Genomic DNA, 24934 nt, shown 5'->3' on the forward strand with positions numbered 1-24934 from the left:
CCGGGCGCCCCCCCACCCCCCCCCCGCGGCCCCCGCCCCCCCGCCCGCCCCCGGCGCCCCGCCCCGCCCCGGCCCCCCGGGGGGCCGGGGGCGCTCCCGGGGCCGCGATCGTCGGCGGGGCCGAGCGACGCGGGGGCTCAGGAGGGCGGGTCGTCCGGGCGGACGCGGTCCAGCAGGGGCAGGAGCTCCAGCGGCGCGCCCGGGTAGCGGGTCGCGGCCAGTTCCCCGTACGCGGCGCGGTTCCCGTCCACGACACGGGCCAGCAGCACCGCGAACGGGCGGTCCTGCGCGGCGGCGAGGCCCCGCACGAGCTCGACGGGCGGGTCCACGGGTGGGGTCCGTTGCCCGGAGGGGGTGCTCCCGGAGGGGGTGTTCCCGGAGGCGGGGAACGGGTCTTCCGGCGGTGCGGCGGAGTGGCGGGGACAGGAGGTCCGGACAAACGTTCGGTCTCGTTCGCGGGCCCGGTCAGGACGACGCGCCGGCCTGCTTCGGTCCTTGCCTCGGGCGCTGCTCCGGGCCTTGCTCCGGGCCCTGCTCGGACCCGGCGGCCGGTGCGGCCGGTGCGGCCGAGAGGAGTTCGCAGTCGGTGAAGTTCATGCAGCCGCAGGCGAGACAGGCGGCGACGGCGGCGCGCAGCTGCTGCGTCTCGCGGACGATTCGGTCGAGTTCGGGCAGCTTGCGTTCGGCCAGCTCGCGCCACTGACGAGTGGCGCCCCGGTCGGGGGCGTCGTCCAGGAGCCGGCGGATCTCGGCGAGCGTGAAACCGGCGCGCCGGGACATCCGGATCAGCGCGAGGCGCCGCAGCGTCGCGGCGGGCCAGACCCGGCGACCGCCCTCACGGCGGGCGGCCGGCAGCAGCCCGAGGCTCTCGTAGTAGCGCAGTGCGGACGGCCGCAGCCCCGCCTGCCGGGCCAGCTCCCCGATGGCCAGGTACCGCACGGCATTCCTCTCGGACCGGCTTGACTTCAAGCGCGCGTGAACCGCTTGCCTGGCCCGCATGATCTCATCTGCCCTGCGCTCCAGGCTGCCCCGGGACTACCGGCCGCTGTTCGAACGGCGCGGACCGTTCCGGCGGCTGCTGCCCGCCTTCGCGGTGTCCGACCTCGGCGACGGAATGAGCGTGGTCGCGGTGGCGTGGCTCGCGCTGCAACTGGCCCCGCCCGGCGGTTCCGGCCTGCTGGTGGGCGCGGCCGTCGCCGCCTACGTCCTGCCGGGCGCCGCCGGCGGGCTGCTGCTCGGCCGGTGGCTGCGCGGCCTGCCCGCGCGGCGGCTGATCCGGGCCGACGCCTGGACCAGGGCCGTCCTCCTCGGCTGCGTCCCCCTCGCGTGGGCGCTCGGGGTGCTCGGCCCGGCGCTCTACTTGGCGCTGCTCGCCGGCTCGTCCCTGCTGCACGCGTGGGGCAGCAGCGCCAAGTACGCGTTGGTGGCCGAGGCCGTGCCGCCCGGGCAGCGGCTGGCGGCGAACGTCCTGCTGAGCACGAGCACCTGGGTCGCCACCGTCGCCGGACCGGCGCTCGCCGGGGCGCTGGCGGTGGCCGTCGCCCCGGCCTGGCTGATCGGGCTGGACGCGCTCTCCTTCGCGGTCCTGGCCGTCCTGGCCGTCCGCTCGGGCCGTCCGGACGGCAGGGAAGTGGGCCGGGAGGAAGAGGGCCGGGAGGACGGCGTGGCGGCGGCAGTGGCGCCGCCCGCCGGACCGCGTCGCTCGGGCGAGGGCCTGCGCGTCCTGCGGACCCGGCCCGGGCTGCTCGGACTGCTGGCGTTGACCTGGTTGTTCAACCTGTTCTACGGCCCGGTGGAGGTCGCCCTGCCGCTGTTCGTCGGGCAGGACCTGCACGCCGGACCGGGGCTCCTCGGCCTCTACTGGACGGCCTTCGGCCTGGGGGCGGCGCTCGGCACCCTGGCCGTCGGCGCGCTGCGGCGGCTGCCGGTGTGGCCGATGCTGCTGGGCATCGTCGCCGCCCACGGCCTGGCCATGCTGCCGTTCGCCCTGCACGGGCCGAGCTGGCCCTCGGTCGTCGGCTTCGCCCTGGCCGGGGTGGTCTACGGGCCGTACAGCGCGCTGGCGCTCAGCCTGTTCCAGGACGGTGTGCCGCCGGCCGCCCTGACCGCCGTGCTGGCCCTGCGCGCCTCCGTCCTGCTGACGGCGGGCCCGGTGGGCACCGCGCTGGGCGGCCCGCTGACGGCCGTCCTCGGCCCGCGCCAGGTCCTGGTGGGCGCGGGCCTCGCCATGGCCGCCGTAGCGGTCGGCGCCGCCGTGGTGAGGGTCCGGTCCCTGGCGAGGGGGCGGATCCCGTCGCCGGCAGGGCTCCTGAGGCAGGAGACGCGGTAGCGGTCCCGCTGCGGTCAGGGACGCCGGGTACCGCCCCGCACAGGACGTCGGACCGGTCGACTTCCTGTGCGGGGTCTTTCCGGACGGTTCGTGGCCGGGGCAACCCGCCGGGCTCCACAGCGACGGTGACGGCGGCCCGTCGGCGGTGTGTCGGTCCTCGCAGAGCGCACGACGGAGGCGGCTTGCGCCGGTAGTCGGCCGGTCCGACCTCCTGTGCGGGATCCTGCGCTGATCAGGGTGATCGGTGGGGGCGAACGGCTGGAGGCTGCGCGGGTGCTGCTGCTCGGGCGGCGTCGAACAGCGGGAAGCCGACGGGTGCCCGGGCATGGGCGCACGGCCGTGAGTGCCGGCCCCGACGGACGAGCTCGCGTGTGGAGTCCGACGGCGCGGGGCCGGGTACCGGGGAGGGGGGAACGACTCACCAGGGGGAGCGGGATGGCCTATCGCGGTTTGATCGTCGACTTCGCGGGCGTGCTGAGCACTCCGCTCGGACTGTCCGTGCGGGCGTGGTGCGATCGGCAGGGGCTGCCGTCGGACGCGTGGCGCCGCGCGCTCGTGGACGACCCGGCGGGGCGGGCGCTGTACGTGGAGCTGGAGTTGGGCCGGATCTCGCAGGCGGAGTGGAACCTGCGGACGGCGGAACTGCTGGGCGGGATCGAGCACGAGGACCTGATGGGCCGGGCCCACGCGGAGGTGCGGGCCGTGCCGGAGATGGTGGCCCTGGTGGAGTCGGCGCGACGGGCGGGGCTGGCGGTGGCGCTGCTGTCCAACTCGTACGGGGTGGATCCGTACAACCCGTACGTGGCCACCGGGGTGTGGGATCTGTTCGACGTGCAGGTGATCAGCGGGGACGTGGGGTTGGCCAAACCCGACCCGGAGATCTTCCGCCTCACGCTGGACAGGATGGGGCTGGCGGGCGAGGACTGCGTCTTCGTGGACGACTACCCCGCGAACCTCCTTCCGGCGGAGGAGTTGGGGATCACCACGGTGCACGCCGACGGTCCGGCGGCGGCGAGCCGGGCGGCGGGGATCCTGGGTCTGGCGCCGGGGCAGTGAGACGGGGGGCGTCCCGGGCGCGCGCCGCCGGAGGGGGCGGTCACCTGTTCGGCGCGGCGGCTTCGAGCGCGTCCAGGGAGCCGGACATGACGGTGCGCAGGTGCTGTGTGAGGCGTTCGGCCGGCCAGTCCCACCAGGCCAGAGCGAGCAGGCGGGCGACGTCGGGTTCGCTGTAGCGGGTGCGGATGAGTCCGGCCGGGTTGCCGCCGACGATGCCGTAGTCGGGGACGTCGTCGACGACGACGGCGCCGGACGCGACGACGGCGCCGTGGCCGATCCGGACTCCGGGCATCACCATGGCGCCGTAGCCGATCCAGACGTCGTTGCCGACGACGGTGTCGCCCCGGCCGGGGAGACCGGTGAGGAGGTCGAAGTGTTCGGCCCAACTGCCGCCCATGATGGGGAACGGGAAGGTCGACGGGCCGTCCATGCGGTGGTTGGCGCCGTTCATGATGAACCGCACGCCGGTGCCCAGCGCGCAGAACTTGCCGATGACCAGCTTCTCCGGACCGTAGTGGTACAGGACGTTGCGGGTCTCGAAGCCGGTGGCGTCGTCCGGGTCGTCGTAGTAGGTGTAGTCGCCGACCTCGATCAGGGGGGACGTCACCAGCGGCTTCAGGAGGACCACGCGGGGTTGCTCGGGCATCGGGTGAAGGGTCGAAGGATCCGGCAGGGCGGAACTCACGGCAGCACTACTCCGATCACGGGCGGGGACGACGTGTCCGTGATCGTAACCTTCGTGTGCCACCCGACCGGGGGCCGGCCTGCTGGGTTGGTCAGGTGTGGGTGGGGAGTTCGCCGGTGTGGATGGCGGTGATGAAGGCCCGCCAGGCGTCGAGGGTGAAGGCGAGGACCGGTCCGTCGGGGTCCTTGCTATCCCGGACAGGGATGAGGCCCGTGAGACCGTCGGCTATCTCGATGCAGTCGCCTTGGCCATTGCTGTAGGTGCTCTTGCGCCACTGGATGGGTTCGAAGGTCTGCTTCATGTCTCGTACTCCTCTGCGACTTTCCTCAACCATGTGACGGACTTCTCGGGCTGCACGGACGAAGCCATGAGACGAAGGAACGTGTCCTCATGGCGCGCGACCTCGGTCGGCCGTTCCGTGTAGGTGCTGCTGGTCGTTGCCTCGGAGTAGGCCACGCTGCCAGGGATGTCGCTGAACGACAGCACAGAGAACGACGCTCCCATGGCCGCGTGTGCTCCGGCTGAAAACGGGAGGACCTGGATGGTGATGTTGGGCTTCTCATCCGCCATGAGCGCGAGATGCCTCAGCTGTGCCGCCATGGCTGGCCCGTTGCCGACGGGTCGCCGTATGACGGCTTCGCCGATGATGGCCCAGAACTGCGGGGGATCCTGTCGATTGAGAATGTGCTGACGGTCCATTCGGAGTGCCACGCGGCGCTCGACCTCTTCTGTGGACTCCGTGGGATTCATCGCTCGGATGACATGTCGGGCGTACGTCTCGGTCTGGAGTAACCCAGGAACCAGCTCACACTGGTATGTCACGATCTTCGTGGCGTCCGTTTCGAATCCGACGTAGGCCCGGAACCAGTCCGGCAATGCATCGCCGTAGGCGTGCCACCAGCCCTGCTGACGACTCTGCCGAGTCAGACTGAGGAACTGTCTCACCTCTTCGGGTGAGCTGATCCCGTAGTGGGCCAACAGCTTCGCCGCGTCACGTTCTTGTAGTGAGACCAGTCCGCTCTCGATGCGACTCAGCTTGGAGGCGGACCAGCCGAGGGCCGCGGCGACATCCTTGGCATTCATCTCGCGTGACGCACGCAACTTGCCAAGCTCACCGCCGAGCCTACGTCGCAGCACGGTCGGACTGCTCACTCGTCACACTCCCTGGCTGTTCGGTTCCTTGCATAGTCTGCCACCCCTTCCAGAGCCTCAACCATGATGGCTGAAGCTGCAATTGCTGGCGACTTGCGCTTGCATGCAATCCATCCTGAGGTGCATGCTACACAGAGTAACTCGACGGATCGTCTGAGTGATCAAGGCGGCTGGTCGCCGGGCATTCCTTTGCCCTCCTGGCCGTCCTCGTGGCAGCACCACGCCTTCAACTCCCTGTACCTGGAAGGTGAATCCGCCATGTCCGGAACCTCCCCCTCTCCCGCCTCTCCGGCCTCCCCCGCCTCCTCCCTCTCCTGCTGGCTGCTGCGCAGCCGGCGTTCGCCCGGGGAGGCCCGGCGGATCCTCGAACGGTTGCTCGCCGACGCCCCCGGCGGCGAGCGCTTCCTCGGCACCGGGCGGCTGCTGGTCACCGAGTTGGTGACCAACGCCGTCGTTCACGGCACGCCGATCGGCCGTCGGGTCCGGCTCGTGCTCCACGTCGACCGGCGGCGCCCGCGGATCGAGGTGCACGATGCGCGTGGGGAGCGCGGTCCCGTGTTCCGCGCCGCCAGCGGGGAGGACGAGTCGGGGCGGGGCATCCTGCTGGTCAAGCTCCTTGCCCGCCGGTGGGGTTGCTGCCCGCGCGACGGCGTCGGCAAGATCGTCTGGGCCGAGGTCGCCCCCGCCGCCGAGCCCGCTCCCGCCTCCGGCGAGTGTGCCGCGTGACGGACCGCCGCCCGGTCACGGCCGAGATCACCGGCGGCATCCTGCCCCCGACCACCTACCCGCTCCTCCCGGGAGCCCTCTCCGCGCTCTGGTTCGCCCTCCAGTTCCGCCCGCTCGGCAGGGCGCAGTGGGAGCGCTTCGAGCGCTACCTGACCGGTCCCGGCGCCGACCGCTTCGTCGCCGAACACCTCACCGGCATCGGCCCGTTGTCGCTCCAGGTCCTGTTGCCGGACGGCGTGCACCACCTGCGCCTGGGCTGGACCGGTGCCGAAGCCCCCGGTGCCGACACCCCCGACACCTCCGGCGCCGCCCGGTAGGCCGTCCCCGTCCCTGGGAGTATGGCCCGATGGACAACACCCCGCGACGGAACATCGGTTCCGGCTCCCCGCTCGAACCCCGCATCGGTTTCTCCCGGGCGGTCCGCAAGGGCCCCTACGTCGCGGTCGCCGGCACCGCGCCCATCGGCGCCGACGGCGCGACCGTGGGCCCGGGCGACGTCCACGCCCAGACCGTGCGCTGCCTGGACATCGCCGAGGCCGCCCTCGCGGAAGCGGGTGCATCGCTCGACGACGTCGTGCGGACCCGCATCATGCTCACGGACGTGAGCCGGTGGGAGGAGGCCGCGCGGGCGCACGGCGAGCGGTTCGCCTCGATCCGTCCGGCCTGCACGTTCGTCGAGGTCTCGCGCTTCATCGACCCCGACTGGCTCGTCGAGATCGAGGTCGACGCCGTCCTCGGCTGACGTCCGGCCGCCACCAGTCGGCCGCCGGCCTCAGGTGCCGACGCCGCCGAGTGCCTGCGTGTGCGGCCTGCATGCCAGCTGTGGTTCGAGGGTCGGGTTCTACGCCGGCCCCGTGGCGAGCAAGACGGGTGGGCGGCGGTGCCCGGCCGGTGGCGACCGGCCGGCGACTGGGGCTCGGCGTGGTTCTGTTCGGCGCACTGGCGGCTGGCGGGGCGCGCGACTGGTGGGGCGTACGGCTGCCAGGGGGGCCGCGATCCAGGCCGGAGAGGGGGCGGCGTGCCCGGCGTGCGGGACCTCGTGAACGGTGGGGGTGGGGCGCCTGGTGGGGGCGGTGTTCTGCTCGGGGCGATGCCGGACCCGGGCGTGGAGGGACCGGGCGGGGCCGGTGGCCCGGCCTCGCTCCCGTGGCGACCCGACCGCCGGTGCAGTGAGCCGCTCCGTTCCCCTGCGCCTCTACTCTGCGCAGGATTTGGCGCTGATCCTGCGCTCGGGGCAAGGGGCAGGTTGCCGATGGTGAGAGTCGGCGGCTCCGGGCGGTCGGGTGCGTGATCTGCGGTGACGGATCTTGTGGGTGCGGCTCCGCAGGGGCGGTACGACGAGCTGGTGGCGGAGGGCCGCTCGCCGGTCGGGGAGATGGGCCGGCGCCAGTTCCGGATCGGGGACATCGCCTTGGAGATCGCCCCGTGCACGCGGTGGGCGGCCACAGCCCGCCGGTGGTGGAGGGGCCGACCACGGTGGCGCCGACGGGGAGGCGGGCCGGCGTCGATCCCGGTGCCGTCGACGACGGCCCCGGTGGAAGCGGCGCGGATGTGTAACGGATCGTCAGGGCTGGTGCCTCTCTTAGGCGGGGGCGCGATCACGCCGATGGCGCCCCCGCGATGCGACACCTACCGAGGAATCTGGGGATCGACACATGAGGCGAGTACGAAACTGGGCCGTGGCCGCACTGGCGGCTACCGTGCTGACGGCGGCGACGGCCACCGGGGCCACCGCGGCCGGGGCGCCGGAAGCCGACGGTGTGCAGGTGGACGGCGCGCGGGGGGCTGGGGCGCGCTTCGCGCCGGCGAAGCTGCCGTTCGAGGACGCGGTGCTCAGCTCCGGTGCGCAGCTCGACGCCCGCACCACTTGGGCGGCCGGCTTCCGGATCACCGGGGCCGACCAGGCGCCGCGGTTCACCCCGGTGGTCGCGGAGCGGGTGGGAGGGAACGGTGAATGGCGTGAACTCCCGGCCCCCACCACAGACTTCATCGGCCGGGCGACGGCGGTGGCGGGCAGTTCGCCGCGCGACGCCTGGCTCGTGGGCGATCGCGATCGGCGCACCGGCCGGATCCTCGCCCAGCACTGGGACGGCACCGCGTGGACCAGCACCACCGTCGAGGCGCCGCCCGGCGAGATCGGCTCCCTCCATCTGCTCGGCGCCTCCGCGCCGCGGCCGGGCCGGGCCTGGGCGGTCGGTCGTGCGGCGGTCGTCACCTCCCGGACCCCGGGGCCCGTCCCCGGGAGCGAATCGGTGGAGTACAGGACCACCGGACTGATCGAACGTTGGGACGGTACCGCCTGGCACCGGCTCGCCGCTCCCGAGATCGACGGGGACTGGTGGCTCAGCTCCGTCACCGAGATCGCGCCGGACGACGTCTGGGCGGTCGGGAACACCGCCTACCCCGACGACCGGCCCGTCCTGCTGCACTACGACGGCCGGGACTGGACCAGGGTCACCGCCCCCGCCTTCACCGGGCTCTACGGCGAGTACCAGAGCGTTGCGGCCAACGGGCCCGACGACGTGTGGGTGGTGGGCCGGGCCGTCCTCACCGACAAGGACCGCGGCCACCCGCTGGTCGCCCACTACGACGGCCGCTCCTGGAGCACGGTGGCCGCCCCGGAGGGCGTGGCCGGCAAGCTGTGGTCGGTCACCGCCGTCCCGGGCGGCATGGCCGCCGTCGGCTGGGACGCGAGCGGCGGGCCGGACCGGCCGCTCGGCCTGCGCTTCACCCACGGCCGCTGGGAGACGCTCGACCTCTCCGTGCCCGGCTACTCCGACCTGTCCTACCAGGCGGTGGTGGCCGGGCCGGGCGGCCGGTTGACCGCTGTGGGCGCCGGCACCACCCCGAAGTCGTCGACCTACCAGCCGATGGTGCTCACCGGCCGCAGGTGACGCCGTCCCGCTCCCGTGCCCGGCCCGGGCACGGGAGCGGGGAACGCGCGGACCTGAATGTCCCGTCTCATTCGATCTTGCTCATGAGCAAGGCCGTGACCTGCGCGGATGCAACGGCATGTGAGATGGGTTCAGGTGGAAGTCTCAGATGCCGTTGCCTCTCAGATGCACTTCGCGGCGGGTGTCTCAGTTGACGATGTCGGTTGCTGCGACTCTCGGTGTGTTGTCGGGTGCTGGACTGGTTCCGGCTCGGAAAATCGTTCGCCAACCCGGGGTCTGTGGGCCGAGACTGATGAGCCCATCACAGCGGACGGAAGAGCGGCCAGCACTGACGTACAACCGAGACACCTTGCCCTTCCCCGAGAACCTCGTGCCCCGAGCCCCTGATCCGGGCATGCACCACTGGGAGGGTCTCGACCCGGACCGTCACCCGTTCACCTGGGACGACGACGAGGAAGCCTTTCTTTGCGCGCTGGTGCGCGAGTGGGTGCCACCCGTGCTCTCCGGCATGAGGGGTCACTGGGAGGGCGAGTACTGGTGTGCAAGCCAGGTGGACGCGATCATCCGGGAGCGGTACGGGAACTGGGCTCAGGGATGGAACTGGTGCTACCGGTACGGCGGGCCCATTGGCAGCTGGGTCACCGGGGCAAGCTCGGTGACGACCCCTGATGAGACTGCGGCAAGCGTCGTGGCCGCGCTGTTGGAGTGGCGGGAGTGGTTGGAGAGGATGGCTCAGCGCTTCGCGGAGCTGGCGCCGCCACCAGAAGCCTCTCCCGAGGATCGCAGCTGGCATCTGGAGCGGGCCTGCGTCCGGCTCGTGACACTCGCGCTGGACTCGGGAGCGGAAGGCGGTTGGCACGGGCAGGCCGCGCGGGTCCTGCGCTGGTTCCTCACCACCACCGGCATGGGGCAGGCCGAGGCTGAGCAAGCGGTGGAGAGCGCGATCGGCGGCCGGTTCAAGAGCTGGGTCGCCCCTGGACGGACGCTGATCGAATCTGTCGGCGAGGACCTCGCCACCGGCCTGACCGGCCATGCCCCCTATCGGGACCACCGTGAGCGGGCGGCCCTGGAGGATCTCCATGACCGCTATTGACAGTCTTTCGACCTGGCTGCGCGTGCGCCGCGAGACCGACTGGCAGCAAGCACCCGCTCTGCGGCGGGGGTTGACTGCGCGCGATGGGTTCCGGGCGTGGTGTGAAGGGCCAGTCCGCCAGCGCGACGCTGTCCGCGCCGAGCGCCTGCTCGCCGCCCACACTCTGGCCTGCGCCGATGCTGCACGCCGCGCCCCGCTGGACTTCGCCCTCCTGGCCAGCTGGCAGCGCGAGGTCCTCGGCGGGGTGGAGGTGCCATTCCGTGCGGCGGACGCCTATGCGAAGGCCGGCCGCGAGCGCTATGGCCTCACGTCACGGACCCAGGCTGACTTCGCCGCCTGCCTGTACGAGGCGACCGACCAGGGTCTCCCGCTGGCGGCCCGCGCGGCCCGCGCGTACCTCGACGTGGCGTTCTTCCATCCTTTCACCGACGGCAATGCCCGCTCGGCCCTGCTGGCCTTGGTCCACGTCCTGGCCCGCGAGGACATAGTCCTCTCGGAGGTCGGCCCTCTCCAAACAATCCGCTACGCGGACGACCCGGCGGGCGTCGCTGACCTGGCCACTCTCATCGGCGTGCTCAACCGCCGCCGATGCTGAAGTTCATCAGCATCGGCAGCCCCCCGGCGGCAGGTCACGTGGTCGACGCGGACGGACGCCCGCCCGATCACCGTACCCGGACACCCGCCGTGCACGGACGGCCGAGGCGGCGCGGTGGGGCCGTGTGGCAGTGAGGCAGCGGGGCGGAGGCCGTCAGGTGAGGTGCCGCAGGTAGGCCTCCGGGCGTTCGAGGTAGCGGCGCCAGTGGTCGACGAGGGCGAGGTCCTGCCAGCGGGTGGGCCGGATGCCGTGCTCGCCGACCTCCAGGACCGCCGCGTCCGGGGTGGCGGCCAGGATCGGGGAGTGGGTCGCGCAGACCACCTGCGCGCCGGACCGGCCCAACTCCTGGAGCAGGGCGACCAGCCGCAGGCTGGAGGTGAACGAGAGCGCCGCCTCCGGTTCGTCCAGCACGTACAGGCCGGGCCCGCGGAACATCGACTCGAAGACGGTGAGGAACCCCTCGCCGTGGCTCATCAGGTCGGTGCGCTCCTCCCAGTAGCCGGGCCATCCCTGCTTCTCGGCCATCATCCGCATCGCCGACTCCGCCCGCAGGAAGAACCCGCGCCGCCCGGAGCGCGGGCCGGAGGCCATGGCGAGGCCGCGCGGGGTGTACTCCAGGCGCAGGCGATCGCCGAGGGCGCTCCTCGCGCGCGGCGACGCGTACCGGGAACCGCCGCGCCCGCCGTACGAGTCGAGGCCGAACGCCTCGGCCACCGCCTCGACGACGGTCGACTTGCCGCTGCCGTTCTCGCCGACCAGGAACGTCACCGGCGCGGGCAGGGTGACCCCCGCCCCGACGAGCGCGCGCACGCACGGGACCGTCCACGGCCACGCGTCGCGGTCGTCCGCGCCGAGCAGCTGCGGGTGGACGCGTAGGCGTTCGACGATCATGCGGGGCCTCTCCGGGAAGTGCCCGACCGCCGTCGGAAGCTCGGTGGCCGTACGTCCGAGCCTAGGCGGCGGGTACGACACTCCGGGGTGGGACGGGGCCGCACGTCGGCGGCTACGACCGGCGCAGCCCCAACTCTCCCGCGCGCAGGCCGGCCTGGAAGCGGGAGCCGGCTTCGAGCCGTGCCATCAGCTCGGCCACCCGCCGCCGGTAGGTGCGCAGCGAGAGGCCGAGCCGCCGGGCCGCCACCTCGTCGGTGAGCCCGGAGGCCAGGGAGCGGAGGATCGTGCGGCCGTCCGCGTCGAGGTGCGGGACGTCGCCGGACAGGTAGGCGTCGAGGTCGACGGCGCTGTCCCAGACCGCTTGGACCAGCGCGTGCACGCCGTCGATCAGGGCCTGCGACGTGGTCACGGTGTACTCGCGGCCGGCGGGGTTCTCCCGTCCGGCCAGGATCATCACCCGCCGGTCGATGAGGATGGTCTCGTGCGGCAGCGGTGAGCCGCTGATCCGGACGAGGGCGCCCGCGCCCTGCACCAGCCGCAGGTGGACGCGGGCCTCCTCGTCGGCGAGGGCGACCGGGCTGAGGAGCTTGCGGGTGGTGAAGCCGGGTGCGGCGGTGTCCTTCGGCCGGGTCCGGACCGCGGCCCTCGCCTCCGGCCGGGACCACGTGCGGAGGTCCCTGGCCGCGCACAGGAACTCGGTCTGCGCGGACTCGAAGAGATGGCCGGCGCGCGCGGTCAGTTCCGCGTCGCCGTGGACCGAGAACACCTGCTCGTTGCGCATCCGTCCAGTCTGGCAGCAACTGGCCACGGTCTCGCCGGGGTTCGTGGCGGCGGACAGCATGGCACGCATGACGACCACGACGTTCCCGCTCGGCGGCGACCTCCCTGTCAACCGGCTCGGCTTCGGCGCGATGCGCCTCGCCGCCGGCACGTTCGACGGCCCGCCGAGAGATCCGGCGACCGGTGTCGCGGTGCTCCGGCGCGCCGTCGAGCTGGGCGTGAACCACATCGACACGGCCGGCTTCTACAACCGCGGCGCGGTGCGCGCGAACGAACTGATCCGCAGGGCCCTGGCCCCGTACCGGGACGACCTGGTGATCGCGACCAAGGTCGGTCCGCTGCCCGGTCCGGACGGCGTGCCGATCGGGCAGGCGGGGCCCGGCGACCTGCGCGGCCTGGTGGAGGCGGACCTGCGGGCCCTCCGGCTGGACCGGCTGGACCTGGTCTACCTGCGGGTGGGCGGGCTGACCGGGCCGGGCACCGAGTCGATCGCGGAGCGGTTCGCGGTCCTCGCCGGGCTCCGCGAGCAGGGGCTGATCCGGCACCTGGGCGTGAGCAACGTCGACGCCGCCCAGCTCGCCGAGGCGCGGGCGGTCGCGCCCGTCGCGGCGGTGCAGAACTCGTTCGAGAACGGCCCGGGACTGCTGGCCGCCTGCGAGGCGGCGGGTATCGCGTACGTGCCGTACTTCCCGCTCGGCGGGGGTTGGGTCCCGCTCGACCTCGAACGGCTCGGCCGGGTGGCCGCCCGGGTGGGCGCGACCACGTCGCAGGTGGCGCTCGGCGCGCTGCTGGCGTCCTCGCCGTCGGTGCTGGCGATTCCGGGTACCGGGTCGCTCGACCACCTGGAGGAGAACCTCGCGGCGGGCGGTCTGGTGCTCGGTGCGGAGGACCTGGCCGAGCTGCGCGCCTGACCGGGGGCACGGGGCGCGTCCCGGACTGCGGCTGCGCGGGCTCCCGTGGCTCGGGGTGGTCCCGTGGCGCAGGGTGGTCCTGCGGATCCGGGTGTTCCTCCGTCCGCGCGGCCGGTCCCGGGGCGGTGGCGGCTTCCGGTCGATGAGCGGGCGGCGGGGCGTGGGATGCGCGACCCGCGCGCCCCGCCCGGCCCGGTGCGTCCCGCCCGTTCCCGCCGTGCGGCGCGGTGCCGGGGAACGCGGCAGCCGGCGGCGGGTGCTGGCGACAATTCCCCTGTCATATGCGGAACTTCACGGTCCCTCCCTAGAGTCGCCGAGGCGTCTCCGGCGGGGCGCCCTCGCCGGAGCGCCGTCCGGCCGCGGGTCGCAGCGGCACATCACCACCGACAAACGAGGGCGGAACCATCGTGCGTGGGAACACCAGGGGCAAGAGGGTCGGGATCGCGGGCTGTCTGCTGGCCGGGATCGCGGCGGCGGCCGTCGTCACGGCCCCGGCCGCCGAGGCGCGGACCGCGTCCCCGACCCGGACCGAGGGCGTGAACTGCAGCACCGGGAGCTTCGGCTCGGACGGTAACCAGTGGTACTACAACATCTCCTGCTCGGCCTGGGGCACGAGCAAGTGGTGGGTGAACATCAGCTGCTCCGACGGCACCACCCGCACCTCCGGCCCGAACACGGTCTTCATGAACGTGCGGGTCTACTGCCCGCCGAACACCACACCGATCCAGGGTTGGGTGACCTACACCGCCTGACCCGGGACCGGCCCGGGCGACCGGGCCCGCCCGGGCCGGTCTGCGCCGCCGCCCCGCTCGGGGTGGCGGCGCAGCACGTCGGCGGGCCGACCTGCGGTCGTCACTCCGTGAGCTCCCGCGCGGCCGGCTCGGGGCCGGTGGCGGGGTCGCGGGTGAGGAGGTAGCGGGCGCCGGGGCCGCCGGCGGCGGCGCGGTCGCCGGCGTTGTAGAGGGAGCAGCGGGTGAGCGAGAGGCAGCCGCAGCCGATGCAGCCGGTGAGCTTGGCCTTCAGGCGTTCCAGTTCGGCGATCTGCTCGTCGATCCGGCTCTGCCAGGACTGGGCGACGCCGTCCCACTCGGCGCCGCTGGGCGCGCGGCGCTCGGGGAGGCGGTCGAGGGCGACCTTGGCCTCGTCGAGGGAGAGGCCGACCCGCTGGGCGGCGCGGACGAAGGCGATCCGGCGCAGGGCGCCGCGGGCGTAGCGGCGCTGGTTGCCGGTGGTGCGGGTGGCGTGGATCAGCCCCATCCGCTCGTAGTAGCGCAGGGCGGAGGTGGCGAGGCCGCTGCGTTCGGAGAGCTGGCCGATGGTGAGGAGGTCGTGGCGGCCCGGGGGGTTGACGGTCATGGGATCACTGTAGCGGCTTGACTTGAAGTCGACTTCAAGTTGGAGCATCGTGGTCATGACGACGAGCACCCTCCCCGCCATCCCCACCGCCACCACCACTCCCACCGCCGGTTTCGCGGACCTGCCGGGCCTGATGGCCCTGATGACCGGCGACGAGAAGCACGGGCCGGCCGCCACCTCCACCCTCGACGCCCTCTGGGTGCTCTACGACCGGGTGCTGCGGGTCTCCCCGGCCACGGCCGAGGAGCAGGACCGCGACCGCTTCCTGCTCTCCAAGGGGCACGGCCCGATGGCGTACTACGCGGTGCTCGCCGCCAAGGGGTTCATCGCGCCGGAGGTGCTGCCGAGCTTCGGCGCGTACGACTCGCCGCTCGGCCACCACCCGGACCGGATGCTGATCCCCGGGGTGGAGATCAGCTCCGGGTCGCTCGGGCACGGGCTGCCGCTGGGGGTCGGCACGGCGCTCGGGCTGCGTGCCCAGGGGCTCACCGACCCGGTGGTCTGGGTGCTGATCGGGGACGCCGAGTTCGACGAGGGGTCGAACCACGAGGCGGTGGCCTTCGCCGGTGCGTACGGGCTGGACCGGCTGAACGTCCTGGTGATCGACAACTCCTCCGCCACGCACGGCAGGGAGGGCGGCATCGCGGCCCGGTTCGCCGTCGAGGGCTGGTCGGCCGAGACGGTGGACGGGCGGGACCACGAGGCGCTGTACGCGGCGTACACCGCCGAACACCCCGGCCGCCCGCGGGTCGTGGTGGCCCGGGTGGAGCCGAAGGACTCCTGACCGCCGCCCCGGCCCTCCTCCCCGCCCCCGCACCCGCCGCCGCTCCGCACCCCCGGAACCACACCCGCACGACCCCGCCCCGAACGACCCCGCCCCGAACCACCCCGAACGGTAAGGAATCCCGACCGATGGACACCATGCGCGACCGCTTCGTCGACCTCACCGCCCGTCTGCTGGAGGACGACCCGCGATTGGCCGTCGTCCTGGCCGACGTCAGCGCCGCCGGCTTCACCGGGGCGGCCCGGCGCCACCCCGACCGCGTGATCAACGTGGGCATCCGGGAGCAGCTGCTGATCGGCGCGGCCGGCGGCCTGGCGCTCGCCGGGATGCGGCCGATCGCGCACACCTTCGCCAGCTTCCTGGTGGAACGCCCCTTCGAGCAGGTCAAGTTGGACCTGGTGCACCAGAGCGTCGGGGCCGTGCTGGTGAGCGCGGCCGGCTCGTACGACTGGCCGGCCGGCGGGCGTACCCACATGGCGCCGGGCGACGTCGCGCTGCTGGACACCCTCCCGGGCTGGACGGTCCACGTGCCCGGCCACCCGGACGAGGCGGAGCTGCTGCTGCGGCACGCGGTGGCGGACGGCGACCGCAACGTGTACGTCCGGCTCTCGGGGCACCGCAACGAGCACGCGGTGCCGGTCGAACCGGGCCGCTTCACCACCGTGCGCCGGGGCGCCAAGGGCGTGGTGCTCGCGGTCGGCCCGATGCTGGACGCGGTCCTGGCGGCCACCGCCACCCTGGACGTCACCGTGCTGTACGCGGCGACCGTGCGGCCGTTCGACGCGGCCGGGCTGCGGGCCGCCACCGAGCAGCACGCGGACGTGGTGCTGGTCGAGCCCTACCTGGCGGGGACCTCCGCCAACGAGGCGCACGACGCGCTCGCCGACCGCCCGCACCGCGTGCTGGCCCTCGGCGTGCCGCGCAGGGAGCACCGGCAGTACGGGTCGATCCCGGAGCACCTGGCCGCGTACGGCCTGGACGCGGCCTCGCTGCGGGAGCGGATCGGCACGTTCCTCTGGTGAGGCCGGGTCACAGGCGGAGCAGCGCGACCGAGTCGGGCTCCAGCGTGAGGCCGTCGCCCGCCACCGCGTACCCGCCGTAGCCGGCCACCACCTCCGCCTCGCCGCCGAGCGGCACCGCGACGGGCGCCGTGCCCAGGTTGACCGCCGTCCGGTACCGGCCCCGGTGCACCACCAGCCACCCCGCGGCGTCGTCGAACTCGGCCCGGACCGCCGCGAGATCGGGGTCGGAGAGCTCCGGCGCCCCGCGGCGCAGGCGGATCAGCGTCCGGTACCAGTCGAGCAGTCCGGCGTGCGGTCCGCTTCGCGGTTCGGTCCAGTCGAGGACGGAGCGCAGCACGGTGGCGGGCTCCTGCGGGTCCGGTACGGCCTCCGCGGCCCAGCCGTGTTCGGCGAACTCCCGTCGGCGGCCCCGGCGGACGGCCTCGGCGAGGTTCGGGTCGGTGTGGTCGGTGAAGTACTGCCAGGGGGTGGCGGCGCCCCACTCCTCGCCCATGAACAGCATCGGGGTGAACGGCGAGGTGAGCACCAGTGCGGCGCCGCAGGCGAGCCGGCCGGGGGAGAGGGTGGCGGAGATCCGGTCGCCGAGCGCCCGGTTGCCGACCTGGTCGTGGGTCTGGAGGTAGCCGAGCAGCCGGTGCCCGTGGGCGGGCGGGAACGGGCGGCCGTGGTGGCGCCCGCGGAACGAGGACCAGGTGCCGTCGTGGAAGTACCCCCGGGTGAGCGTCCGGGCGACCGCCACCAGCGGGGTTTCGGCGAAGTCGCCGTAGTAGCCCTGGGATTCGCCGGTCAGGGCGCAGTGCAGGGCGTGGTGGAAGTCGTCGCTCCACTGGGCGGCGAGGCCCTGGCCGCCGGCCTCGCGCGGGGTGGTGGTGCGCGGGTCGTTGAGGTCGGACTCGGCGATCAGGAACAGCGGCCGGTTGGTGGCCGTGGCCAACCGGTCGACCTCGGTGGCGAGTTCCTCCAGGAAGTGGACGGCCCGGTCGTCGGCGAGGGCGTGCACGGCGTCCAGCCGCAGGCCGTCGATCCGGTAGTCGCGCAGCCAGGCGAGCGCGCTGCCGATCAGGTAGGCGCGCACCTCGTCGGAGCCGGGTGCGTCCAGGTTGACCGCCGCGCCCCAGGGGGTGTGGTGCCGGTCGGTGAAGTACGGGCCGTACGCGGGAAGGTAGTTGCCGGACGGGCCGAGGTGGTTGTGCACGACGTCGAGGACGACGCCGAGGCCCTTGCGGTGCGCGGCGTCGACGAACCGCTTCAGGCCCTCCGGTCCGCCGTAGGGCTCGTGCACGGCCCAGAGCGAGACGCCGTCGTACCCCCAGCCGTGCTTGCCGGGGAACGGGCAGACCGGCATCAGTTCGACGAAGTCGACGCCCAGGTCGACGAGGTGGTCGAGGTGGTGGGTCGCCGCCTCGAAGGTGCCGGCGGCGGTGAAGGTGCCGACGTGCAGCTCGTACAGCACCGCGCCGGGCAGCGGCCGGCCGCGCCAGTCGGTCCGTGACCAGCGGAACCCGGTGTGGTCGACGGCCCGGCTGGGGCCGTCCGGGCCGTGCGGCTGCCGGGGGGAGCGCGGGTCGGGCAGCGGGCGGCCGTCGTCGAGCACGAACGCGTAGTCCCCGGCGGGTGCGTCGCCGTGCCACCAGCCGGCGCGGGTGGGGTCGCGGGTCAGCGGGTGACGGGTGCCGTCGACCGCCACCTCGACCAGCTCGTCCGCCGACGGGGCCCAGACCTCGTAGCGGGCCCCCGCCCGCGGGGTCCCGTCACGCGGCGCCCCGGCATGTCCGGTCGCCTCACGGTGGGTCGCGGCGCGGCCGGCCGGGTGGTCGGGCGTCATGCCTCGCTCCTTCTGGTCAGCAGCGCCACCGGGTACGCCGCCAGCAGGTCGGCCACCGGTACCGGGCCGGGCGGGAAGTGGCGCTCGGTGAGCTCGTCCGTCCACCGGCCGCCGGCCGGCAGGTGCAGCTCGGTGGTGCGCCAGCCGCCGGCCCGGTCGAGGCCGTACGGCAGCCGGGTGACCGCGGTGACCACGTCCGTCCCGCGCCCGAAGGCGAGCAGGTGGTCGGCGGCGGGGCCGACCGCGGTCAGCGGCCGGTGGGCGCCGAGGGCCCGGGTCTTCCGCAGGTGCAGCGCGGTCGTGGTGAGGTGCAGCTTCTCCCGGGCCGGGTCACCCGGCCGGGTCGCGGGCGAGTCGGTGAGCCGGACGGCCAGCGCCCCGAGGTCGACGACGCCCCGGTTGTCCGGGTCGACCAGGGTGTGGAGCGGCTCCTCGCTGCCCTGGTAGAGGTCGGGCACGCCGGGCACGGTGAGGTGCAGCAGCGCCGCGGAGAGCGTGTTGGACCGCGCGTACGGGGCGAGGGCGCTCACGTACCCCTCGACCCGGGGCAGCAGCCCGGGGTGGCCGAACACGGCGCGGGCGCGGTCGGCGAGGGCGCGCTCGAAGCGGACGTCGGGGGTGGTCCAGGAGGTGTGGACCTTGGCCTCCCGGGCCGCCTTGAGGACGGCGGTGACCAGCCGTTCCGGGGTGACCGGCCAGGCGGCGACCAGGGTCTGCCAGAGCAGCCAGTCGCTGTCCCGGTCCCCGCCCGGCCCGGCCGCGGTGGACCAGGCGGCGGCCTCCGCGGCCCAGGACCGGGGCTGCTCGGCGAGGACGGCGAGCCGGGCGCGGGCGTCGGCGCTGCGCTTGGTGTCGTGCGTGGAGAGGACGGTCATGGTGTGCGGCCAGTGCCGTTCGACGTAGTGGCACCAGGCGTGGAAGTCCTCCGGCCGCAGGCCCGGCCGGGCGGGCTCGCCGCCGACCTCGTTGAGGCTCAGCAGCGCGTTCCAGCGGTAGAAGGCGGTGTCCTCGACGCCCTTGGCGGCCACCGCGGCGGCGGTCTGGGCGAACCGGGCGGCGAACTCGTCCTGCTCGGGGCCGCGGCCGAGCCGGCCCGCCGCGAGGTCGGCGACCAGCCGGTCGGTGGGGTCGGCCGAGCCGTCGAGCGCCTCGTCCAGCTGCTCCGCGGAGGCGGCGGGCAGCGGCTCGCCGGGCCGGACGTACGGGCGGTAGGCGGGGTATCCGGTGAGCAGCCGCTGCAGCGCGGCCCGCAGCCGCTGCGGCGGGTGGTCGGCGTACGCGGGCTCGGCGGCGCCGAGCCGGACGGCCAGCCGGACCAGCCGTTCGACCTCGGCGGCGAGCTCCCCCTCGGGGGCGACCATGTCGGCCCGGCCGCGCCGGGCGGCGGCGAGCGCCGGGTGCGGGTCGGCGCACGGTTCGCCGGCCGGGGCCGCGCCGTCGGCGGGCGACGCGCCGGTGACGAACGCCTCGTACGCGCCGGCCAGCCGGCAGGCGCCCGCGTGGTCGGTGAGCACCCCGTCGATCCGGCGCAGCGCGTCGTACCCGGTGGTGCCGGCGCACGGCCAGTCGGCGGGGAGCCGCTCGTCGCCGGTGAGGATCTTCTCCACCACCGTGTACGCCCCGCCGGTGGCCCGGGCCAGCCGCTCCAGGTACCCGCGCGGATCGGCCAGACCGTCCGGGTGGTCGATCCGGAAGCCGTCCAGGACGCCCTCGCGGTGCAGCCGCAGCAGCACGCCGTGCGTCGCCTCGAACACCTCGGGCTCCTCGACCCGGACGGCGATCAGCTCGTTGACGGTGAAGAACCGCCGGTAGTTGAGTTCGGTGCGGGCCAGCCGCCACCAGGCGAGCCGGTACCACTGCCGGGCGAGCAGCTCGGGCAGCGGGAGCCGCTCGGTGCCGGGGCGCAGCGGGAGGGCGTGGTCGTGGTAGCGGAGGGTGTCGCCGTCGACGGCCAGTTCGCCGAGGACGGCGCCGAGCCGGTCGCCGAGCAGCGGCAGCAGGACCCGTCCGCGCCCGGGGGCGTCGGGCGGGCCGGGCTGGGCGCTCCAGTCGATGTCGAACCAGCGCGCGTACGGCGAGTCGGGGCCGTCCCGCAGGACGTGCCAGAGCGGCCGGTTGAGGTGCTCGGGTGCGGGGACGGCCATGTGGTTGGGCACCACGTCGGCGATCAGCCGCAGGCCGTGCCGGTGCGCCTCGGCGGCCAGCGCGCGCAGGGCGTCCTCACCGCCGAGCTGCTCCCCGATCCGGCCGTGGTCGACGGTGTCGTAGCCGTGGGTGGAGCCGGGGACGGCCTCCAGCAGCGGGGAGAGGTGCAGGTGGGAGACGCCGAGGGCGGCCAGGTAGGGGACGGCCGCGGCGGCGTCGTGCAGGGTGAAGCCCGGCTGGAGCTGGAGGCGGTAGCTGGCGGTGGGGACGCCGGCGGGAGGGACGACGGCCGGGCGGGGCTGCGCGGGCTCGGCGGCGTTGGTCATGTGTCCATGCCTACCCGGCCGGGCCGGTACGCAAGACCCGTTGCTGACCCGAACAGGTGAGCGGCGCGGTGGACGGCCGGGCCCGGAGGCTCCCGCCGGGGCCGGCCGCGCCCTCGCGGCCCGGTCCCCCGCCGCCCGGCGCCCGCCACCGGCCGGCAGGGCTCTCGCCGGCCGGTGGCGGGCACCGTCCTTCCTGCGGGGGAGGCGGTGCGCCGGACCCCGGGGGATCTCACGCGGGCCGTTGCAGCACCATCAGCGAGCGGTCGGTGAGCCAGAGGGTGTCCCCGGCCTTGACCCGGGCGCCCGACCCCGGCGCGGGCAGTCGCGGCTGCGCGGTGTCCACCACCACCTGCCACTCCTGCCCGTGCCCGGCCGGGACGGTGAACTCCAGCTGTTCGAAGTGCGCGTTGAACAGCAGCAGGAAGGAGTCGTCGACGATCCGCCCGCCGCGCCGGTCCGGCTCCGAGATGGCGTAGCCGTTGAGGAAGACGGTGAGGGACTTGGCGTAGCTGGCGCCCCAGTTGCGCTTGGTCATCTCCTCCCCGCCGGGTGTGAACCAGGCGATGTCGGTGAGGTCCTCGTACCCGCCGGCGCCGTCCCCGGTGGGGCGGCCGGAGAGGGCGGGGCCCGAGACGGGGCGGCCGTGGAAGAAGCGGCGGCGCCGGAAGACGGGGTGGTCGCGGCGGAGCCAGACCATGCCCTGGGTGAACTCCAGCAGCCGGGCGCCGGGCCCGTCGCCGTCCGGCCAGTGCACCCAGCTCAGCTCGTTGTCCTGGCAGTAGGTGTTGTTGTTGCCCAGTTGGGTGCGGCCGAACTCGTCGCCGTGCGAGAGCATCGGTACGCCCTGGGAGAGCATCAGGGTGGCGAGGAAGTTGCGCTGCTGGCGCGCGCGCAGCTCCTCGACCGCCGGGTCGTCGCAGGGCCCTTCGGCGCCGCAGTTCCAGGAGCGGTTGAAGGACTCGCCGTCCCGGTTGCCCTCGCCGTTGGCCTCGTTGCGCTTCTCGTTGTAGGAGACGAGGTCGCGCAGGGTGAAGCCGTCGTGGCAGGTGACGAAGTTGATCGAGGCGATCGGGCGGCGGCCGTCGTCCTGGTAGAGGTCGGAGGAGCCGGTGAGCCGGGAGCCGAACTCGGCGAGGGTGGCGTTCTCGCCGCGCCACAGGTCGCGGACGGTGTCCCGGTACATGCCGTTCCACTCGGTCCACAGCGGCGGGAAGTTGCCGACCTGGTAGCCGCCCTCGCCGAGGTCCCAGGGCTCGGCGATCAGCTTGGCCTGGGAGACCACCGGGTCCTGCTGGACGAGGTCGAAGAACGAGGACAGCCGGTCGACCTCGTGGAACTGCCGGGCGAGGGTGGCGGCGAGGTCGAAGCGGAAGCCGTCGACGTGCATCTCGGTGACCCAGTAGCGCAGCGAGTCCATGATCAGCTGGAGCACGTGCGGGCTGCGCATCAGCAGGCTGTTGCCGGTGCCGGTGGTGTCCTCGTAGAACCGCTGGTCCCGGGCCAGCCGGTAGTAGGAGGCGTTGTCCAGGCCGCGCATCGACAGCGTCGGACCGAGGTGGTTGCCCTCGGCGGTGTGGTTGTAGACCACGTCGAGGATGACCTCGATGCCGGCCGCGTGCAGGGCCTTCACCATCGACTTGAACTCCTGCACCTGCTGGCCGCGGTCGCCGGTGGAGGAGTAGGAGGAGTGCGGGGCGAAGAAGCCGATCGTGTTGTAGCCCCAGTAGTTGGAGAGGCCGAGGTCGCGCAGCCGGTGATCACGGACGAACTGGTGCACCGGCATCAGTTCGATCGCGGTGACGCCGAGCTTGGCCAGGTGCTCGATCACGGCGGGGTGGGCGACGCCCGCGTAGGTGCCGCGGATCTCCTCCGGGATGCCGGGGTGGAGGCGGGTGAGGCCCTTCACGTGGGCCTCGTACAGGACGGTTCGGTGGTAGTCGGTGCGCGGCGGTCGGTCGGTGCCCCAGTCGAAGTAGGGGTTGATCACCACCGAGTGCATGGTGTGGGGCGCCGAGTCGAGGTCGTTGCGGCGCTCGGGCGCGCCGAAGTGGTAGCCGTAGACGGACTCGTCCCAGTCGATGTTCCCGCTCATCGCCTTGGCGTACGGGTCCAGCAGCAGTTTCGCGCTGTTGTGCCGCTGACCGAGCCCCGGGTTGTGGGGGCCGTGGACGCGGAAGCCGTACCGCTGGCCGGGCTGGACGCCCGGGAGGTAGGCGTGCCGGACGAAGGCGTCGGTCTCGCGCAGCTCGACGGAGGTCTCCGCACCGTCCTCGCCGAGCAGGCAGAGCTCGATCCGGTCGGCGCTCTCCGAGAACACCGCGAAGTTGGTGCCGGCCCCGTCGTAGGTGGCACCGAGGGGGTAGGGCTTCCCTGGCCAGACCTGCATGGCTCCTCAACTTCCTTGCTTAGAAGGAGAACTGACAGATAGTCCGATGGTCGGGCCGGACCCCGACGCTCTCTTCCCGGCCGGGCGGCCGGGCATGTGCGACGGTCGTGTGCCGTGACGCACGGCACAGTCCGCATACTCCCCGACGCGTCCCCCGAGGGCGGGGCCATTTGTGCCGTATTCGCCCGAACGGGTGTCCGCCCGGACTCCCGGGGCCGGTCCGCGGCCGATCCGCGGCCGGTCCGGGGTGCGTCGGGGCCCTGCCGGAGCGGTTCCGGCGCCCGTGCGCGGCCCTGCGCGATCCGGCGCGTCCCGGTGCCGTCCGGGGGCTTCCGGGCGGGCGGGGCAGGTGAGACGGTTGGGGCGGGCGGGGGCCGGGGCGCCGCCGTGGCCGAACCGGCTGCGGGCGGTTCGCGGCGGGCAGTACTCTTGATCGTCCGGCCGCCCCGCACTCGTGGCGCAGTATCAGAAGGCCCGGCGGTGAGCCGTTCCGGACGAGCCGGACGGGCAGCACACAGACAGCAGCAGAGCCGGCCGTACGGCGAGCCGTACAGCGAGCAGGCAGCTCCGAGCAGGAACCAGGTGAGGTGGCGCATGGTGTTCCCCGCCGGCGGACGTGGCGGTGGGCCCGGCGGCCCCGACCGGGGCAGCGCCCGCAGCGAGGCGCAGACGGTCGTCATGCGCCCCGCCCTGACCGGCCGGGCGGTCGTGCCCGCGCAGGGCGGCCCGGTCGAGGTCCCCGCGCTGGCCTGGTCCGGCGCCGAGTGGGAGGACGCCTACCAGCGGGTCCGGCTGTCCGGCCGCGCCTATGTCTGGCTCAACCTCGTCGAGCAGCGGCTCCGCTCGCTCGTCGACGAGGTGCTGCACCCGATCTACGCGCCCGCCCACGGCGAGGACTGGGTCACGGCCGCAGCCGGCCCGGCGGGCGAGGAGTGGGCGCACCGGGCCGGCGCCGTCCGCGAGGTCAGCCGCCGCAAGGGCTACCTGCTCGACCCGGCCGACGACGACCCGCTGGTCTTCCTCACCCTGCCCCAGCTGCGGGAGCTGATGGTCCAGCACTGGCCCTGCTTCGAGCCCTACCTGGCGGACCGTCGGGAGATAGAACTGGCGCTGGACGAGCTGGAGGTCGCCCGGCACGTCGTCTCCCGCAACCGCGTCCTCACCGGCACCGTCCTCGCCCAGACCGAACGCGCCGCCGCCCGGCTGCTGGCCCTGCTCGACGGCGGCGCCGGCGGCGTCCCCGCCGACGTCGTCGAGTCCCTGGTCGCCGGCCGCTACGCGGACGTCGTCGCCGTCCACCCCGACCGGGTCCGGCTCCAGCGCGACCTGCCCGTCGAGGACCTGCTCGACGGCGCCCGGCGGCTCGACGCGCTGGGCATCGGCCTCGGCATGCTCTGCCAGAACTACACCGGCAAGCGGCTCGTCCGGCTCGCCACCGACGGCTGCCGGGTCCGGCTGCTGTTCCTCAACCCGACCAGCAGCGCCGTCCGCCGCCGCGAACGCGAGCTGGGCCTCGGGCGCGGCGAGCTGGCCCGCTCGATCCAGATGAACATCCTGCACGTCCGCCGGGTCCGCGCCCGGCTGCGGGACCAGGGCGGCTTCGAGATCAGGGTCTTCGACGAGACCCCCCGGTTCACCGCCTACCTGGTCGAGGGCCCGGCCGGTGCGGGGCAGCTCGGCGCCGGCGGACGCCGCCAGACCCGGGACCTCGGCGTCGTCCAGCCCTACCTGCGCCGCGCGCGCGGCATGGAGTCGCCCGCGCTGGTGCTGCGCGGCGGTGCCGGCCAGCAGCCGGGCGGGACGGACGCCGGGCTGCTGGAGGTCTACCGCGAGGAGTTCGAGGGCATCTGGGCGGACTCCCGGCCGGTCTCCTGACGCCCGCCTCCCCGGGCGGGGAGCCCGCGCCCCGGGGCCTCACCGAGGCGCCCTCGTGACGGGACCTCGCGAAAGGACCCCGCTGCGGCGACCTCACGAAGGG

At 74.0% G+C, this 24934-nt stretch carries 24 protein-coding genes; 13 read left to right on the forward strand and 11 right to left on the reverse strand.

Features of this window, described 5'->3' with window-relative positions; genetic code table 11:
• Window positions 1-137 precede the first annotated feature (137 nt).
• Window positions 138-329 carry a hypothetical protein gene (locus ACFWIC_RS03045; RefSeq protein WP_329952098.1) on the reverse strand — a complete coding sequence of 64 codons (192 nt, stop codon included), beginning with the start codon at window positions 327-329 and terminating at the stop codon, window positions 138-140.
• Between the two features lie 136 nt (window positions 330-465).
• A complete protein-coding gene (locus tag ACFWIC_RS03050; RefSeq protein ID WP_380515320.1) occupies window positions 466-939 on the reverse strand; it encodes a MerR family transcriptional regulator in 474 nt (157 codons plus the stop codon).
• A gap of 58 nt (window positions 940-997) precedes the next feature.
• Between ACFWIC_RS03050 and ACFWIC_RS03055 the strand changes: the two genes are divergently transcribed.
• Together ACFWIC_RS03055 and ACFWIC_RS03060 are read left to right on the forward strand one after the other, a co-directional pair.
• The gene (locus ACFWIC_RS03055) at window positions 998-2329 is read left to right on the forward strand and encodes an MFS transporter (protein WP_380515323.1); all 1332 of its coding nucleotides are present in this window, start codon (window positions 998-1000) and stop codon (window positions 2327-2329) included.
• 435 nt (window positions 2330-2764) lie between these two features.
• Window positions 2765-3385 carry an HAD family phosphatase gene (locus tag ACFWIC_RS03060; RefSeq protein WP_329879176.1) on the forward strand — a complete coding sequence of 207 codons (621 nt, stop codon included), beginning with the start codon at window positions 2765-2767 and terminating at the stop codon, window positions 3383-3385.
• Between the two features lie 40 nt (window positions 3386-3425).
• On the opposite strand, the gene ACFWIC_RS03065 is transcribed toward ACFWIC_RS03060, so the two are convergent.
• The 3 genes from ACFWIC_RS03065 to ACFWIC_RS03075 all read right to left on the reverse strand — a co-directional run bounded on the left by ACFWIC_RS03065 (window position 3426) and on the right by ACFWIC_RS03075 (window position 5222).
• Window positions 3426-4031 (reverse strand): CatB-related O-acetyltransferase, encoded by a 606-nt coding sequence (locus tag ACFWIC_RS03065; RefSeq protein ID WP_380515326.1) that lies wholly within the window; start codon window positions 4029-4031, stop codon window positions 3426-3428.
• Between the two features lie 130 nt (window positions 4032-4161).
• Window positions 4162-4371, reverse strand: a complete 210-nt coding sequence (locus ACFWIC_RS03070; RefSeq protein ID WP_380515329.1) for a DUF397 domain-containing protein — start codon at window positions 4369-4371, stop codon at window positions 4162-4164.
• The gene (locus tag ACFWIC_RS03075) at window positions 4368-5222 is read right to left on the reverse strand and encodes a helix-turn-helix transcriptional regulator (protein ID WP_329879173.1); all 855 of its coding nucleotides are present in this window, start codon (window positions 5220-5222) and stop codon (window positions 4368-4370) included. The genes ACFWIC_RS03070 and ACFWIC_RS03075 overlap by 4 nt, the downstream gene beginning before the upstream one ends.
• A gap of 258 nt (window positions 5223-5480) precedes the next feature.
• Between ACFWIC_RS03075 and ACFWIC_RS03080 the strand changes: the two genes are divergently transcribed.
• The 6 genes from ACFWIC_RS03080 (at window position 5481) to ACFWIC_RS03105 (ending at window position 10530) form a co-directional block, all read left to right on the forward strand.
• The gene (locus ACFWIC_RS03080) at window positions 5481-5948 is read left to right on the forward strand and encodes an ATP-binding protein (protein WP_380515332.1); all 468 of its coding nucleotides are present in this window, start codon (window positions 5481-5483) and stop codon (window positions 5946-5948) included.
• Window positions 5945-6265: a hypothetical protein gene (locus tag ACFWIC_RS03085; protein WP_380361848.1), complete on the forward strand. Its 321-nt coding sequence runs from the start codon at window positions 5945-5947 to the stop codon at window positions 6263-6265. Before ACFWIC_RS03080 ends, ACFWIC_RS03085 begins: the two co-directional genes overlap by 4 nt.
• Window positions 6266-6294: 29 nt before the next feature.
• Window positions 6295-6690, forward strand: a complete 396-nt coding sequence (locus tag ACFWIC_RS03090) for a RidA family protein (protein WP_329879170.1) — start codon at window positions 6295-6297, stop codon at window positions 6688-6690.
• A gap of 913 nt (window positions 6691-7603) precedes the next feature.
• Window positions 7604-8842, forward strand: coding sequence for a hypothetical protein (locus ACFWIC_RS03095; protein ID WP_380515336.1), 1239 nt, complete (start codon window positions 7604-7606; stop codon window positions 8840-8842).
• Between the two features lie 394 nt (window positions 8843-9236).
• Window positions 9237-9935, forward strand: coding sequence for a hypothetical protein (locus tag ACFWIC_RS03100; protein WP_329952106.1), 699 nt, complete (start codon window positions 9237-9239; stop codon window positions 9933-9935).
• Window positions 9922-10530 carry a Fic family protein gene (locus tag ACFWIC_RS03105; RefSeq protein ID WP_380515339.1) on the forward strand — a complete coding sequence of 203 codons (609 nt, stop codon included), beginning with the start codon at window positions 9922-9924 and terminating at the stop codon, window positions 10528-10530. The genes ACFWIC_RS03100 and ACFWIC_RS03105 overlap by 14 nt, the downstream gene beginning before the upstream one ends.
• 153 nt (window positions 10531-10683) lie before the next feature.
• Here ACFWIC_RS03105 and ACFWIC_RS03110 read toward each other — a convergent pair whose 3' ends face one another.
• Window positions 10684-11421 (reverse strand): AAA family ATPase, encoded by a 738-nt coding sequence (locus ACFWIC_RS03110; RefSeq protein WP_380515342.1) that lies wholly within the window; start codon window positions 11419-11421, stop codon window positions 10684-10686.
• A 112-nt stretch (window positions 11422-11533) separates the two neighbouring features.
• A complete protein-coding gene (locus ACFWIC_RS03115) occupies window positions 11534-12202 on the reverse strand; it encodes a DNA-binding response regulator (RefSeq protein ID WP_329952165.1) in 669 nt (222 codons plus the stop codon).
• 67 nt (window positions 12203-12269) lie between these two features.
• Here ACFWIC_RS03115 and ACFWIC_RS03120 point away from each other — a divergent pair, with 67 nt between their 5' ends.
• Both ACFWIC_RS03120 and ACFWIC_RS03125 read left to right on the forward strand, forming a co-directional pair.
• On the forward strand, window positions 12270-13112 hold the full coding sequence (locus tag ACFWIC_RS03120) for an oxidoreductase (RefSeq protein WP_380361841.1): 843 nt from the start codon (window positions 12270-12272) through the stop codon (window positions 13110-13112).
• 407 nt (window positions 13113-13519) lie between these two features.
• Window positions 13520-13864, forward strand: coding sequence for a hypothetical protein (locus ACFWIC_RS03125; protein WP_329881882.1), 345 nt, complete (start codon window positions 13520-13522; stop codon window positions 13862-13864).
• A gap of 100 nt (window positions 13865-13964) precedes the next feature.
• On the opposite strand, the gene soxR is transcribed toward ACFWIC_RS03125, so the two are convergent.
• The gene (soxR, locus tag ACFWIC_RS03130) at window positions 13965-14468 is read right to left on the reverse strand and encodes a redox-sensitive transcriptional activator SoxR (protein WP_329952110.1); all 504 of its coding nucleotides are present in this window, start codon (window positions 14466-14468) and stop codon (window positions 13965-13967) included.
• 55 nt (window positions 14469-14523) lie between these two features.
• Between soxR and ACFWIC_RS03135 the strand changes: the two genes are divergently transcribed.
• Both ACFWIC_RS03135 and ACFWIC_RS03140 read left to right on the forward strand, forming a co-directional pair.
• A complete protein-coding gene (locus ACFWIC_RS03135) occupies window positions 14524-15252 on the forward strand; it encodes a transketolase (RefSeq protein ID WP_380515346.1) in 729 nt (242 codons plus the stop codon).
• Between the two features lie 128 nt (window positions 15253-15380).
• On the forward strand, window positions 15381-16274 hold the full coding sequence (locus tag ACFWIC_RS03140) for a transketolase family protein (RefSeq protein ID WP_380361838.1): 894 nt from the start codon (window positions 15381-15383) through the stop codon (window positions 16272-16274).
• 7 nt (window positions 16275-16281) lie between these two features.
• On the opposite strand, the gene treZ is transcribed toward ACFWIC_RS03140, so the two are convergent.
• The 3 genes from treZ to glgX all read right to left on the reverse strand — a co-directional run bounded on the left by treZ (window position 16282) and on the right by glgX (window position 22956).
• Entirely contained in the window at window positions 16282-18099 is a 1818-nt protein-coding gene (gene treZ / locus ACFWIC_RS03145) for a malto-oligosyltrehalose trehalohydrolase (RefSeq protein WP_380515348.1), read from the reverse strand.
• A complete protein-coding gene (gene treY / locus ACFWIC_RS03150; protein ID WP_380515351.1) occupies window positions 18096-20570 on the reverse strand; it encodes a malto-oligosyltrehalose synthase in 2475 nt (824 codons plus the stop codon). The genes treZ and treY overlap by 4 nt, the downstream gene beginning before the upstream one ends.
• Window positions 20571-20799: 229 nt before the next feature.
• Window positions 20800-22956: a glycogen debranching protein GlgX gene (glgX, locus tag ACFWIC_RS03155; RefSeq protein WP_329952115.1), complete on the reverse strand. Its 2157-nt coding sequence runs from the start codon at window positions 22954-22956 to the stop codon at window positions 20800-20802.
• A 594-nt stretch (window positions 22957-23550) separates the two neighbouring features.
• Between glgX and ACFWIC_RS03160 the strand changes: the two genes are divergently transcribed.
• Complete coding sequence (locus ACFWIC_RS03160; RefSeq protein ID WP_329881889.1) at window positions 23551-24831, forward strand: SAV2148 family HEPN domain-containing protein; 1281 nt, start codon at window positions 23551-23553, stop codon at window positions 24829-24831.
• The last annotated feature ends 103 nt before the right edge of the window (window positions 24832-24934 follow it).

This window comes from Kitasatospora sp. NPDC127035 (assembly GCF_042726075.1).
In the GTDB taxonomy this organism is placed as follows: Bacteria; Actinomycetota; Actinomycetes; order Streptomycetales; family Streptomycetaceae; genus Kitasatospora.